The 13,593-nt window shown below is 42.5% G+C and carries 12 protein-coding genes; 9 read left to right on the top strand and 3 right to left on the bottom strand.

The window, feature by feature from the left end:
• Window positions 1-996 precede the first annotated feature (996 nt).
• Window positions 997-2,388 carry a photosystem II reaction center protein CP43 gene (gene psbC / locus V7K79_RS02375; protein WP_335044353.1) on the bottom strand — a complete coding sequence of 464 codons (1,392 nt, stop codon included), beginning with the start codon at window positions 2,386-2,388 and terminating at the stop codon, window positions 997-999.
• Entirely contained in the window at window positions 2,372-3,427 is a 1,056-nt protein-coding gene (gene psbD / locus V7K79_RS02380) for a photosystem II D2 protein (photosystem q(a) protein) (protein WP_179066789.1), read from the bottom strand. Before psbD ends, psbC begins: the two co-directional genes overlap by 17 nt.
• Window positions 3,428-4,519: 1,092 nt before the next feature.
• On the opposite strand from psbD, the gene V7K79_RS02385 reads away from it, so the two are divergent.
• The 6 genes from V7K79_RS02385 to V7K79_RS02410 all read left to right on the top strand — a co-directional run bounded on the left by V7K79_RS02385 (window position 4,520) and on the right by V7K79_RS02410 (window position 9,219).
• The gene (locus V7K79_RS02385) at window positions 4,520-5,089 is read left to right on the top strand and encodes a photosystem I assembly protein Ycf4 (RefSeq protein ID WP_335044355.1); all 570 of its coding nucleotides are present in this window, start codon (window positions 4,520-4,522) and stop codon (window positions 5,087-5,089) included.
• A gap of 107 nt (window positions 5,090-5,196) precedes the next feature.
• On the top strand, window positions 5,197-5,973 hold the full coding sequence (locus V7K79_RS02390; RefSeq protein ID WP_335044357.1) for a peptidylprolyl isomerase: 777 nt from the start codon (window positions 5,197-5,199) through the stop codon (window positions 5,971-5,973).
• A 76-nt stretch (window positions 5,974-6,049) separates the two neighbouring features.
• Window positions 6,050-7,195, top strand: a complete 1,146-nt coding sequence (locus tag V7K79_RS02395; protein ID WP_335044359.1) for a beta-ketoacyl-ACP synthase — start codon at window positions 6,050-6,052, stop codon at window positions 7,193-7,195.
• A 202-nt stretch (window positions 7,196-7,397) separates the two neighbouring features.
• Window positions 7,398-7,907, top strand: a complete 510-nt coding sequence (locus tag V7K79_RS02400) for a GNAT family N-acetyltransferase (protein WP_335044361.1) — start codon at window positions 7,398-7,400, stop codon at window positions 7,905-7,907.
• Between the two features lie 303 nt (window positions 7,908-8,210).
• Entirely contained in the window at window positions 8,211-8,726 is a 516-nt protein-coding gene (locus V7K79_RS02405; RefSeq protein WP_335044362.1) for a GNAT family N-acetyltransferase, read from the top strand.
• Between the two features lie 253 nt (window positions 8,727-8,979).
• On the top strand, window positions 8,980-9,219 hold the full coding sequence (locus V7K79_RS02410; protein WP_335044364.1) for a hypothetical protein: 240 nt from the start codon (window positions 8,980-8,982) through the stop codon (window positions 9,217-9,219).
• Here V7K79_RS02410 and V7K79_RS02415 read toward each other — a convergent pair.
• Window positions 9,189-10,310 carry a Gfo/Idh/MocA family oxidoreductase gene (locus V7K79_RS02415; protein ID WP_335044366.1) on the bottom strand — a complete coding sequence of 374 codons (1,122 nt, stop codon included), beginning with the start codon at window positions 10,308-10,310 and terminating at the stop codon, window positions 9,189-9,191. The genes V7K79_RS02410 and V7K79_RS02415 overlap by 31 nt on opposite strands.
• Window positions 10,311-11,012: 702 nt before the next feature.
• Here V7K79_RS02415 and V7K79_RS02420 point away from each other — a divergent pair.
• The 3 genes from V7K79_RS02420 to V7K79_RS02430 are packed head-to-tail and all read left to right on the top strand — an operon-like array spanning window position 11,013 to window position 13,589.
• Window positions 11,013-11,507 (top strand): DUF29 domain-containing protein, encoded by a 495-nt coding sequence (locus tag V7K79_RS02420; RefSeq protein WP_335044368.1) that lies wholly within the window; start codon window positions 11,013-11,015, stop codon window positions 11,505-11,507.
• Between the two features lie 40 nt (window positions 11,508-11,547).
• Window positions 11,548-12,210, top strand: coding sequence for a hypothetical protein (locus V7K79_RS02425; RefSeq protein WP_335044371.1), 663 nt, complete (start codon window positions 11,548-11,550; stop codon window positions 12,208-12,210).
• A gap of 56 nt (window positions 12,211-12,266) precedes the next feature.
• On the top strand, window positions 12,267-13,589 hold the full coding sequence (locus V7K79_RS02430) for a four-carbon acid sugar kinase family protein (RefSeq protein ID WP_335044372.1): 1,323 nt from the start codon (window positions 12,267-12,269) through the stop codon (window positions 13,587-13,589).
• Window positions 13,590-13,593: the final 4 nt, after the last annotated feature.

Here is a 13,593-nt window from a genome sequence, read left to right on the forward strand (position 1 = left end):
CAACCGATGTAAATCCGGTTATTGGTGCTGGTGATCCATTCGCAGAATCGATCCCATACGTTGGCGCTTTCGCGACGTTGTAAGGCTGTTGTCATGGTTTTATGATTGCGGTTATTTATGTATTAGGCGGTTTTGTTTTCGCCTATGAAATTACTTTACACTGCTTTACAATTTTTACTCAAGTTTTTTTGCTTGAGTAAATTTGATGCGAGTTATCAGGTTTACTTATTGAAAACCAAACAACGAGGCAAGAATACGCTAAAGTTCTTTTTATGTATGACATTACATAGTTATGTGGCTCTTGAGAATCGGTGTTTGATTTATATATACGATTGCTTAACGGGAGTAACTCTCTGTTCACACAGCCTTTTGTAGAAAAGGGAAAAATAAATTTTCATGGTCACAAGCCAAGATGCTTGGGTTAAGTATCTTCTCTTCATTGGGACGACTTGGGGGACAAGGAGGACAAGGAGGACAAGGTTGAGCTTGATGTTTGTAGGTACGGTCTTTTAGTGTCCTAGCATGGGGTCTTGACCAAGCCGTATGATCTCCTGCTAAAACCAGTTGTCCTGTTGCGGTAACTGTGCAATGTACAACTGCATCAATTCAAATCGCGGTGTAAGCCATCTTCTATGGCTTCATAAATACTCGACCATTGCTGTCTAGACACTGACAATATTGATAATTAGACGAGCGAGGATACACTACGTATTACTAACACTGCATCTATCAGGTCAAATAACGCATCTTTAGCATTACTTAACAGGGTGTACACTTTGGTACGGAATTGTTTAAGTTTATCAAATGTCATGGTCAAGCTGTATTTTTCTCTGAATCTTAGCATTGACCAAAATATAGTCAGATCAACAAGACTAACCGCTTTTTTCTCTGTTTAATCTAAACTATAGACTTAAATTTTCTTATAAAAAAAGCCCTTGCTATTATGCAAGAGCCTCTAAATTATTTAGTTGTCAGTGATGAAATAAACTTTACAACCTAATCTAGGTCGTCCATAAACATCACTGGCTCAGTATCACGGTTAATTCCTTTCTCAAAACCACCAGCAGCGGCCCGTGCGCGACCAGCGTGCCACAAGTGACCAACTAGGAAGAAGAATCCTAGTACGAAGTGAGAAGTCGCCAACCAAGCGCGAGGAGATACGTAGTTGAAGGAGTTAATTTCGGTAGCCACACCACCCACGGAGTTCAAAGAACCCAGAGGAGCATGGGTCATGTATTCAGCAGCGCGACGAGCTTGCCAAGGCTGAATATCATTCTTGATTTTTTCCAAGTCAAGACCATTAGGACCACGTAGAGGCTCTAACCAAGGACCGCGGAAATCCCAGAAGCGCATGGTTTCACCACCGAAGATGATTTCACCAGTTGGAGAGCGCATTAGGTATTTACCTAGACCAGTAGGACCTTGGGCAGAACCGACGTTAGCACCCAAGCGTTGGTCACGAATCAAGAAGGTCAAAGCTTGAGCTTGAGAAGCTTCCGGACCAGTAGGGCCAAAGAATTCGCTGGGATAAACGGTATTGTTGAACCAAACAAAAATTGAGGCAATGAAGCCCATCAGCGAAAGAGCGCCCAAGCTGTAGGAAAGATAAGCCTCACCAGACCAGATGGATGCACGACGTGACCAAGCAAAAGGCTTGGTAAGAATGTGGAAAATACCACCAGCAATACAAATAAAGGCTATCCAGATGTGACCACCGACCACATCTTCCAAGTTATCGACGCTGACAATCCAGCCTTCGCCACCGAAGGGAGACCTGAGTACATAACCGAAGATGACTGCTGGGTTCAGTGTCGGATTAGTAATAATCCGAACATCGCCACCGCCTGGTGCCCAGGTGTCGTATAACCCACCAAAGAACATTGCCTTTAACACTAAAAGCAATGCACCGGATCCCAAAATAATCAGGTGAAACCCGATGATGTTGGTCATCTTGTTTTTGTCTTTCCAGTCGTAACCAAAGAAAGAAGAGTATTCTTCTAAGGTTTCTGGACCACGAACGGCATGATAGATACCGCCAAAGCCAAGGACGGCTGAAGAAATTAGGTGGAGTACACCGACAACAAAGTAGGGGAAGGTGTCGATTACTTCACCACCAGGACCAACACCCCAACCCTGAGCGGCGAGGTGAGGTAACAGAATCAAGCCCTGCTCATACATGGGCTTTTCAGGAATGAAGTGAGCGACTTCAAACAAAGTCATCGCTCCAGCCCAGAATACAATCAAACCAGCGTGGGCAACGTGAGCACCCAGCAGTTTACCAGATAGGTTGATTAAACGGGCGTTACCAGACCACCAAGCAAATCCAGTAGATTCTTGGTCGCGTCCAGTACCGCCTAAGAAATTTGGTCTATTAGAGAGCGTTACCACGTGGTAATACCTCCTCAGGGAATACAAATTGTTCGTGGGGTTGATCTTGAGGAGCCATCCAAGCGCGGATACCCTCGTTGAGTAAAATGTTTTTGGTATAGAAGGTTTCAAACTCTGGGTCTTCCGCCGCCCGTAATTCTTGGGAGACGAAATCATAAGCCCGCAGGTTCAGTGCTAAACCAACAATGCCGACGGCACTCATCCACAAGCCTGTGACTGGTACGAACAACATAAAGAAGTGCAACCAGCGCTTGTTTGAGAAGGCAATACCGAAAATCTGTGACCAGAAACGGTTTGCTGTCACCATTGAGTAGGTTTCTTCCGACTGGGTGGGATTGAAAGCGCGGAAGGTGTTAGCACCATCACCGTCTTCAAACAAGGTATTTTCTACTGTGGCTCCGTGAATGGCGCACAACAAAGCACCACCCAATACCCCAGCAACACCCATCATGTGGAAGGGGTTGAGTGTCCAGTTGTGGAACCCTTGCAGGAATAATAGGAATCGGAAAATTGCCGCAACGCCAAAGCTGGGTGCAAAGAACCACGACGATTGTCCTAAGGGGTACATCAAAAATACGCTGACGAATACTGCAATCGGAGCAGAAAAGGCCAGGGCATTGTAAGGACGTATCCCTACTAGGCGGGCAATTTCAAATTGCCGCAACATGAAGCCAATCAAACCGAAGGCTCCATGCAGAGCCACGAATGGCCACAACCCACCCAATTGAAACCAACGGGTGAGGTTGCCTTGAGCTTCTGGTCCCCACAACAGCAATAAGGAGTGTCCCATGCTGTCGGCAGGGGTGGATACTGCTACTGTCAGGAAGTTAGCACCTTCTAGGTAGGAGGAGGCTAATCCGTGGGTGTACCAAGAGGTGACGAAGGTGGTGCCGGTCAGCCAACCGCCTAGTGCGAGGAAGGCGCAAGGGAACAACAATATCCCAGACCAACCTACGAATACGAAGCGATCGCGCTTGAGCCAGTCGTCTAGAACGTCAAACCACCCTCTACTGGGCGCGCGTCCAACTGCGATGGTCATCGGACTAAAATCCTCTTTTTTTACTAAAATTGCAACGTTTCTAAGACAGTACGGAGAATCAGTGTAACCGACTGCCATGAGGAATTAACGTTTTTTTGACAATCTCAACTGCTTTTAAGTAACTGAGATTCTGAGAGCTTGCTGACTAATTAAGTCATTATTTCTCAGGGTTATGACATTACACGTACCATCGGCTAGTAATCTAGCTTGTAGTAACTTAATGATTCTTAACTTATCACATTATTCAGGGTTTTTGCCTAATATGCAAGAGCAAATGAGCTATGAAACACGAACCTTATAAATAATATGAATATCAGAATTTTTACAATTTGACACAACTTTTCTCAGAAATCTGAAAAAATTTAATGCAGATAGATGTAGGTAGTTAACTCATTTCAACAGGTCAAAAAGAAGCAGAAAGAGGGTAACAGGGAATAAAATGGGCACAAGGGCACAAAGAAAGAACCTTTATCAACCATTGAGTGAAAAAATAGTACAACATTCCTTAAAAAATTATATCGGTAGCAGGAACATGGAAAGGCACAGTTAAGTTTTTATCAACAATGTTTGGTAAAATGCGGATAGTCACTTCGCCGCCACGGTCGTTGTATACACCTCTAGAAAATCTATGTGAAACCTTAGAGAAGGAGAAAGAAAGTTAGGGCATCTTGACTAAATATACAAATACCCTAAGTGGTTTGTCCCGTAGTACAAGTAAGCCAGCATTATCTGCGACAATGAAAAGTGCTGAGTTACGAGTGCTGAGTTAAAAGACCGCGCACAAGGAACAGGATATCAACTTTCTCCAGATTATAAGATTCCGCCCACAATGGGCGGCTATTCACCATAGAACCAAAACATCTGAGTAATAAAATATACTTAATATTTTATTACTTAACATTGAGTTGGTAAAATTTGTAGGGTACAAAGTGAAAAATTTATAGTCTGCGGCAGGGTTCCCGTAGAATTAAAATATAACTTTGGGTGCCTCCTAAGCAATACCGGATGGCACAGGAACCCACCACTCTATGCAAAAGCATTTCAGTGTGCTTTGTATGTGACAGCGAGTATCTCACGGGCAATGGTAGTTCAATGACGACATCAACAACGATTAACAAAGGCGATCGCATCCTGCACCAAAATGTTCTCGGTTCTCGTCGGTTCAGTAACTACTGGTGGGCAACTATCGTTACCTTGGGAGCAAGCGGCTTTTTCTTGGCTGGAATATCCAGTTATTTAAAAGTTAATTTACTCATAGTTTCCGATCCAACTCAACTGGTATTCGTTCCCCAAGGATTGGTAATGGGGTTATATGGTACTGCTGGCTTGCTATTAGCCACATACCTATGGCTAGTGATTTTATTGGATATTGGAGGCGGTTATAATGAATTTAATGGGGAGACTGGTGCAATTAAAATCTTCCGTTGGGGATTTCCTGGCAAAAACCGCCGAATTGAGATTGATAACCGCATAGAAAATGTGCAATCTGTAATAATAGATGTAAAAGAAGGTCTTAACCCCCGTCGCGCCCTCTATCTACGCATTAAGGGACGGCGAGATATACCCTTAACACGGGTTGGACAACCCTTATCTTTAACAGAGTTGGAAACAGATGGCGCAAAGTTAGCCCGCTTTTTGGGAGTGTCGCTAGAAGGATTGTAAGAGATTAGGGTACAGGGTACAGATTATTCCCTATCACCTGTTACCTCTTCCCTAATCCCAATGCCCCTGAAAACGATAAGATACTTTGGTTAAATCGGTAACAGGCAATGCGGTTAAAAATTTCACAATTTTTACTTTCTCTTGCGATCATCAGTGCCTTGATGTTGGGAGGGTGTTCAACACAGCAAGTCACTTCTAATACGTCTTCTCCAAGCTCGACAGCTACCCAGACAACTACTGAAGCAACATCTGTATCTCAAACTATAAGTGATAGTGTTCCTGGAATCGCTGGTTTGCCACGTCTTGAAGGCAAGGCTACTGTGGTAATTACGGTTAAAGGTTCGCCGATTACTATCGAAGTAGACGGCACTGATGCTCCTATTACAGCTGGCAACTTCGTAGATTTAGTGCAAAAGGGTGTGTACGATGGTTTAGCTTTTCATCGAGTTGTGCGCGAACCTCAACCGTTTGTAGTTCAAGGGGGCGATCCTCAAAGCAAAGACCCAAAAGTTCCTATAGATAGACTGGGAACAGGTAGTTATATCGATCCAAAAACGGGAAATGCTCGTTATATACCTTTAGAAGTTAAACCCAAAGGTTCAGATACTCCAATTTACAATAAACCATTTGATGCTACTGCTCAACCCGTCGTATTGCCCCATAAACAGGGTGCAGTAGCGATGGCGCGATCGCAATCACCAGACTCCGCTTCTGCCCAGTTTTACTTTGCTTTAGCGGATTTAGCCTTCTTAGATGGTAACTACGCGGTGTTTGGCAATGTCACTCAAGGCTTTGATGTCGTGAACAAAATTCAGCAAGGCGATCGCATTGAGTCTGCTAAAGTTACCCAAGGTGCTGAAAACTTGAAAACGCCTGGACAGTAGGAGAAATCAATTCAAAATTCAAAATGAAGAATTGAATGTTTGAATAGCGGAAGATTCTTTACTCCTAAAATTCAGATTGGTTAAGGTTTGTGTTACTGGTATTGGTTTAGTTTCTGCTTTGGGTGGAAGCTTAGAGGATAGTTGGCAAAATTTAATTGCAAGTAAATCTGGAATTCGGTTGCATCAACCATTTCCAGAACTTACACCACTTCCTCTAGGTTTGATTGGTGAACAACCAGCTGGGTTGACAATGTTAACTCAGATGGTTGTTGCTTCTGCTTTGCAAGATGCTGGGTTAATTCCACCTTTAGCTGATTGTGCTGTCATCATTGGATCGAGTCGCTCTTATCAAGCTTCTTGGGAAATTATGGCGCGGCAAATGTATGAAGATGCAGGAAATTTGCCCGTGTCCAATTTTGGAAATTGGCTAGATACATTACCTCATATCAATGCGATCGCGGCTGCAAGACAAATTGGTGCATCGGGGATAGTTTTGGCACCGATGGCAGCTTGTGCTACTGGAATTTGGTCTATTGCTCAAGCAGCTTTACTTATCCAAACTGGGCAATGTCAACAGGCGATCGCAGGTGCAGTGGAAGCACCAATTACACCCCTAACTTTGGCTGGATTTCAGCAGATGGGTGCTTTAGCGAAAACTGGGGCTTATCCCTTTGATTTGCACCGGGAAGGCTTGGTGTTGGGTGAAGGTGCGGCTGTGTTTGTCTTAGAATCAGCAGAGTTTGCAAAGCAGCGTCAAGCAAAAGTGTATGGTGAAATTCTTGGTTTTGGCTTAACCAATGACGCATATCATGGTAATTCACCGGAACCTGAAGCCAAAAGTGCCATCGCTGCCATTAAACAATGTCTAGAACGTAGTTGTCTCTCACCAACCGATATCGATTACATTCATGCTCATGGCACAGCTACCCAGCTAAATGACCAGATGGAAAGTATGGTAATCCAGCGTTTGTTTCCCCAAGGTGTGGCAGTTAGTTCTACCAAGGGAAGCACAGGTCATACATTAGGAGCGTCGGGAGCATTAGGTGTAGCTTTTTCTATCATGGCATTAAAGCATCAAATATTACCACCTTGTATAGGATTGCAGCAGCCAGAGTTTGATTTAGATATCGTGACAGCAGCACGTCTAAGTAAAATTTCCCAGGTATTATGTTTGAGTTTTGGCTTTGGGGGACAGAATGCTGCGATCGCCTTAGCAAAGTAAAAACTTGTGTGTGCTCTTTAGCTCCCTTGTCACCTCCTCAAGTCAAAAACCTAAAACGTTCAACATCTACTTTTTAAATAACCTGGGTTCGGGATAAGCTGAAACCTTGATTACCGTGCTTTACTTTTTCTTGGTTTATATCGATTAATTCAACTTGGTATTATAGTTTTGAAAAATAAATTGTGATTAAAAGGGAATATGAATGGCGATTGCTATTCGACAAGCTCGTGACGACGAACTTGAAGCGCTGATTCCGATACTACTGTTGGCAGAACAATCGGAGCGTGCACTACGATGGGGGCTTACTAACCTCGTTGATGCTGTATATCGCATGGACGACAGCGAACACTTGGTTGGTGCAGCAACGATGAAATGGCGTACCGATCCCTGCGAAATTATGGAACTTGGTATAGCCTTTGAGTTTCAAAGGCAGGGTTTAGGTAAAGAATTTGTTGCTTGGTTGATTCAAGAGGCGAGGCAACGCGGCAAAAAGCAGATGCTCGTTGGCACTTCTAATTCAAGTATCGCCAATATTGCTTTCTATCAAAAGTGCGGATTTCGGATGGATCATGTGCGCCAGGACTACTTTTGGTATTTACCTGAGCCAAGTTACGAAAACAGCATTCAGATGAAGGACTTGCTCGTATTTCGTTTCGATTTGGTGCCATGCTCAAATAGAAAAAAACAAACTCAAAGAGGAAAAGCAAATTAGGTATGAAAGCTAGGGTAGAATTAGTTCTTCGGGATGAAGAGAGAGAATGGCAGTAATAATGGTTCCCACTTAAGTCTGCCTGCTCACCGCAAAATTTACAGATTAATTGAGATAGTAGCCTAGATATAAATATGGATACTTTAAGTTTGAGTAATTAGAAAGAAAAAGGTACAAGCCCCGAAATTTATTTATGGGGTTGTTACTTTTAACTTTTGACTTTTGAACGCCAGTTGCTTCAAGTCGGGCATTGCCCGCCCAACGCACTGGCTCCTTTTGACTTCCTCGCAGGGGCTAACCAGTGCTATGTACATTGAATCATTATCGATAGCAACCTTGGAGCAAGCGATTCACTTAAGAGAAGAAATTTTCCCAGGCGTGAGTAACAGTAGTGAAGGGCAATCGCTGGTGGCAAGTTTATATCTAGATGAATATGCTCAATGGTTTTCAAACACCGGAATTACCCAACTCAATTACTGGGTTGCTATCGATGAGGAATCTTTCCAAGTAATTGGGCTAACTGGGTTATACTGCAAAAGCGAAGACGAACAAGAAGCTGACTGGTTAGGCTGGTTTTGTGTAGCATCACAATTTCGAGGAAAAGGAATTGGAAAAGAGCTATTAGACTTTACCATCGACTTAGCACAAGCAAAAGCAAAAAGGTACTTACGGTTGTATACTTGGGAACATCCTTCTTCTTATGTAGCCCGGATGCTTTATCTCAAACGCGGTTTTTACCAAATTGGTGAATCCCCAAACAACAGCGGATTTAAAACTATCTATCTTGAACTTCAACTCGATAGCATTATTGATAGTGAATAAAGAAATTCATCTGATTACGATATTGCAAGGCTTTTTGTACATTCAATTATTTCAAGTGCCTGAAACGATAATTTTTCGTTCAAACTAAATCAAAAAGCGATTGCATCACAGTGCGATCACTTTTTTTATATATTTTGTCAAGCCTACATCATCGGCAGCTAACAAGCCAATTCTGATCACAGGCAAAGTAGAGGAAGAGGCAATCAACGGTGCGAAGCGATGTCTACACTAGGAAACTACTCTCCTAGAATAAATGCACCAGACCACAGGCTGGATCAAATTAGGGAAGCGATCAATTTCTTACAAAAAAAGGCGACTGAGTGCGACGCCTTTTTTATGGAGAGCGATCGCTATAACATCACCAGTATACGATAGCGGAAATCTACCCACCTTTAACCAGTTACTCAGAGCAACTTCTCTCACCAAGCTAAATTATTTGGTCAAGGGTATTTTAAAGTTACCTTATGACTCGCTAGAAGGCGCAGCAGCATGAATCAAGTCTGGTGTCTCCTCAACAGGAGGACGCTTAATAGCTTGATTCAATGTGGGACGTTGATGGCGATCGCGAGTTTTTATCTGCACAGGTTTACCTGTCTCAATTGACTGATAAAGTGCTTGAATGATATTAACATCAATCAACCCTTCCGTCCCAGATGGTTCCGGGTCTTTATCTTGAAGAATACAATCAGAGAAGTAGATAAATTCAGCTGCTAGTTGATCGCGATCCTCAAAAGTCCGCTCTTGGGTTTCACCATTAATTGTTAGGTAATGCTTCAATTCTCCCTGCCAAGCATAAGCAGGTTCTACTCGCAAATCGCCTTGAGTACCTACAATTTGATAAGTCGAAACACTTGCCCCTCCAAAGCTACAGGTAAATGTTGCCAATCGCTCGTTGGGAAAACGCAAGATGACGCTAGTCATTTCTTCTACTTCGCTAAAGCGTTCTTCTCCGTTATTGGCAGCTACAGCAAATACTTCAATTGGTTCATCTTGCAATAGATAGCGTGCAGCATTAATGCAGTAAATGCCAATATCATAGAGCGTGCCACCACCTGTGGCATCTCGTAAACGAATATTTCCTTCTTCTACTTGCTGAGTAAAAACCGAATTAAAAATCCGTGGTTCACCAATTTGCTTTGAGCGGACAATTTCAACTGCTTGTAAATTAGCTTCTTCTAAATGTAAGCGGTAGGCAATCATCAGCTTCACATTATTGTCATTGGCAGCTTTAATCATTGTCTCACACTCTTCTTCTGTTACTGCCATTGGCTTTTCACATAACACATGAATTGCTTGATTAGCAGCCCGCACAGTGTAGTCGCAATGCAAGTGATTGGGCAACGCAATATAAACTGCATCAACCTCACCGCTTGCCAAACAGTCCTCATACTCATCGTAAGAGTAAGTATGATTAATACCGTACTTTTTGCTCAGTTCTTCACTTTTTGTGGGGTCATCTGAAACTAGTGCGACTAATTCCGAGTTTTCAGTGTGGACAAAGGAAGGTAAGGCGGCTTCTTGAGCAAACCAACCTAAACCAACAACGGCGTAACGAATTTTGTTTTTACCATTTGTAGCAGTCATTTTTATACCTCATGATGAATGAATAGCTTGGTTATTTTTATGCCCTAATTAACGCCATGTGCAACTTTACTCTTAAATCTAACCCCCAACTCCTTCTTTACTAGCGTTGGAGAGAAAGAATCAAAGCCTCTCTCCGAAACGGAGAGAGGAATGGAAGCAAGGTTTTAACAATAAGTCGCACATAGCGTTAATTACGTAAAAGTTATGGCTAACTGTTTATCTGCTTCAATTAATGAAAGAATGTTTTTTACTTTATTTTTAGATATCTTTACCCTTCACTAATAATTAATTTCTAGGGTTGAGAATTTGGAGGTTGATGAATGATATCTCGTATATTTTCAGTGATTTGGGAAATTAAAACCTCATTCTTTCAGTAAGCTTTAGTTCAAACTTAAGGAATATTTCTGGTATTGCACTTTAAGTGAAATTCATAACCCTGGCATGATGGATACTGAGTATGGAGCATTAGTAGCCCAAGGCTACGACTCCAACCTGGAACACCAACTGAAGATTTTCCCACAGAACAGTCGCTTATATAATCACCCAACCAACAAATCAACTTTCTTTATTATGATGGTATTACAGGGGGTATTTTTCTTTTTTTGAGACATTGGAGGCAATTCTAAATATTCATAATTTGAAGCATAATTGGTGTACAAGGTACACTGTTTTGAATACAATTTATCGGGAATTAACAAGTGTATGGTACTTGAAATACAAACATCAACTCAAACTTTATATGACCAAGATTATTATCTTTGGCTCAGGACAACCATTAACCAACTTCGCACTAGTCAGTTTTCATCTGTGGATTTAGATAACTTAATTGAAGAGTTGGAAGATATGGGCAGAAGCCAGAAGCAAAGGGTTAAAAGTCTGTTAATTCGGCTTTTTGAACATCTGCTTAAGCTCACATACTGGGATGTGGAACGGGAGCGCAATCAAGGGCATTGGAAAGGAGAAATCAGGACATTCCGTAGAGAGATTAAGGATGAACTCAAAGATAGTCCTAGTCTTAAGCCTTACATCTTAGAAATATTTGATGAATGTTATCAAGATGCAAGAACAGAAGCAAGCGATCGCTCTCAACTTACCATTGACATATTCCCCTTGATACCCATTGGCTCTTTAGAACAAATCTTAGATGAAAACTGGTTTCCTGAATATAACCACAATCATCACGGTAAACCCGATTAAAATGAATACGCAACTTGGGTTTCCATAGGAGTATGCAGACGTGCAGCCGGACTTAATAGGCTTGGAAATTAGTAAAGGGGAACTCAGACGCTTGACTGGGTTCGACCCAGAAGACGTTTTTCGTCCCTCAGTTTTGCGAGATGGCAAAAAGCGATTAGGGTTTTTTATCAATGAACTGCTAGTAACGCTGGCGCTAACGCCAATAATTGTGGGCTTTGTTTACGCATTTATTATTCTGCCAACAATTGGTTCTTCAGTTCGACTAGGAATTCTTTTACTAATTTTAGTGCCAATGCCGATATTAGTGGGGCGATGGCTGTGGCGACAAGTAACCTGTCCTGAAGGACTGACAATACTTTTAGATGAAGTTGATAAATATCATGACCTAGTTGCTGCCATTGATATCAATGACCAATTGGCAGCATCAGGAAACGTAGAAAGTAGTATCCATGACCGAGATCAAGTAACTGCCGCCCTGCAACTAATTAGAGAAGATTTAGTCCGCGCTCTGAAAACGGAACGAATTTTGCGAGATAATAAAAAATTGCTTGCAAATAACCAAGAGTTATTTGTGAATAATTTAGCCAGTCTGCGAGCTTTACAAGTTAGTAGTCAAGCAGGCGAATATGCTCAACTGCTAAATCAATCATTGCAAATTGCGATCGATGTCCAAGCAGAAATTAGAAAATTGCAGAAAGGCTGAGTAAAGATTACCTCTGTTGATAAATTTCCCAGAAAACAATCGCCCCGTTGACCTAAATGAGCAACAAACCCAAAATAATTGTCCTGGATGATGACCCTACAGGTTCTCAAACAGTCCACAGCTGCTTGCTGCTAATGCACTGGGATGTGGAGACTTTACGCAGCGGGTTGCAGGATGATTCGCCGATTTTCTTTGTGCTGACTAATACTAGATCGCTAACGCCAGAGTCAGCTGCATCTGTTACCAAAGAAGTTTGCCATAACCTGAAAATCGCTTTGAATACTGAAGGAATCGACGATTTTTTGATTGTCAGCCGTTCTGATTCTACTTTGCGGGGGCATTATCCCATTGAAACAGATGCGATCGCTCAAGAACTTGGCCCCTTTGATGCTCATTTTCTCGTACCAGCATTTTTTGAGGGCGGACGCATCACCAGCGACAGCGTACATTACTTAATTATTAGCGGTGTACCTACTCCAGTCCATGAAACCGAATTTGCCCGTGATTCAGTCTTCAGCTACCATCACAGTTACTTACCCAAGTACGTCGAAGAAAAGACTCAAAAACAAATTAGTGCCGAAGCAGTAGAAAGGTTTCTCCTCGCCGATATTCGCGCTGGTAGTTTGGAACGATTGTTACAACTTCATGGTAATCAGTGCGCTGTTGTCGATGGTGAAACTCAAGCCGATTTCAACCGCTTTGCAATAGATGTATTAGCAGCCGCAAGTCAAGGTAAACGCTTTTTATTTCGCAGTGCAGCAAGTATTTTGACGGCTTTAGCAGCTTTACCACCCCAACCCATTGCTGCGGAAAACATGGCGCAGTACGTGCGCCAAGGCAAACCAGGTGCGGTGATTGTTGGTTCCCATGTGAAAAAAACTACCCAGCAATTAGAGGCGCTATTGCAAGTAGAGGGAACAGTGGGAATTGAGGTGAATGTAGCGCGATTAGTTGATGATGTAAATCAATCGGCGGCATTGCTAACTGAAATTCAAGAAAGTACACAAGCGGCACACAAAGCTGGCAAAACACCAGTGGTTTATACTAGCCGTCAAGAACTGAATTTTAAAGATGTCAAGACACGATTGGAGTTTGGGGAAAAAGTTTCAGGTTTATTGATGGATATTGTCCGCAGTTTACCATCTGATATAGGATTTTTAATCAGCAAGGGTGGTATTACTTCTAATGATGTGTTGAGTACTGGACTAGCTTTAACTTCAGCCCGTTTACTCGGTCAAATTTTAGCTGGTTGTTCAATGGTGTTAACACCATCCGATCATCCTCAGTTTCCTGATTTACCTGTGGTCCTGTTTCCAGGTAACGTTGGCGATGCTGATGCCTTGGGGACAGTTTACCAGAGGTTGACTGTGCCAATTTGAAATT

The organism is Nostoc sp., assembly GCF_036917575.1.
GTDB lineage: Bacteria > Cyanobacteriota > Cyanobacteriia > Cyanobacteriales > Nostocaceae > Nostoc.

Bases quoted from the DNA above. Each gene is read 5' to 3' on its own strand.
- V7K79_RS02415 (WP_335044366.1), bottom strand. From the start codon at position 10,310: ATGACTGCTACAAATGGTAAAAACAAAATTCGTTACGCCGTTGTTGGT.
- V7K79_RS02420 (WP_335044368.1), top strand. From the start codon at position 11,013: ATGGTACTTGAAATACAAACATCAACTCAAACTTTATATGACCAAGAT.
- V7K79_RS02390 (WP_335044357.1), top strand. From the start codon at position 5,197: ATGCGGTTAAAAATTTCACAATTTTTACTTTCTCTTGCGATCATCAGT.
- V7K79_RS02405 (WP_335044362.1), top strand. From the start codon at position 8,211: ATGTACATTGAATCATTATCGATAGCAACCTTGGAGCAAGCGATTCAC.
- V7K79_RS02400 (WP_335044361.1), top strand. From the start codon at position 7,398: ATGGCGATTGCTATTCGACAAGCTCGTGACGACGAACTTGAAGCGCTG.
- V7K79_RS02385 (WP_335044355.1), top strand. From the start codon at position 4,520: ATGACGACATCAACAACGATTAACAAAGGCGATCGCATCCTGCACCAA.
- V7K79_RS02430 (WP_335044372.1), top strand. From the start codon at position 12,267: ATGAGCAACAAACCCAAAATAATTGTCCTGGATGATGACCCTACAGGT.
- V7K79_RS02410 (WP_335044364.1), top strand. From the start codon at position 8,980: ATGCACCAGACCACAGGCTGGATCAAATTAGGGAAGCGATCAATTTCT.
- psbD (WP_179066789.1), bottom strand. From the start codon at position 3,427: ATGACCATCGCAGTTGGACGCGCGCCCAGTAGAGGGTGGTTTGACGTT.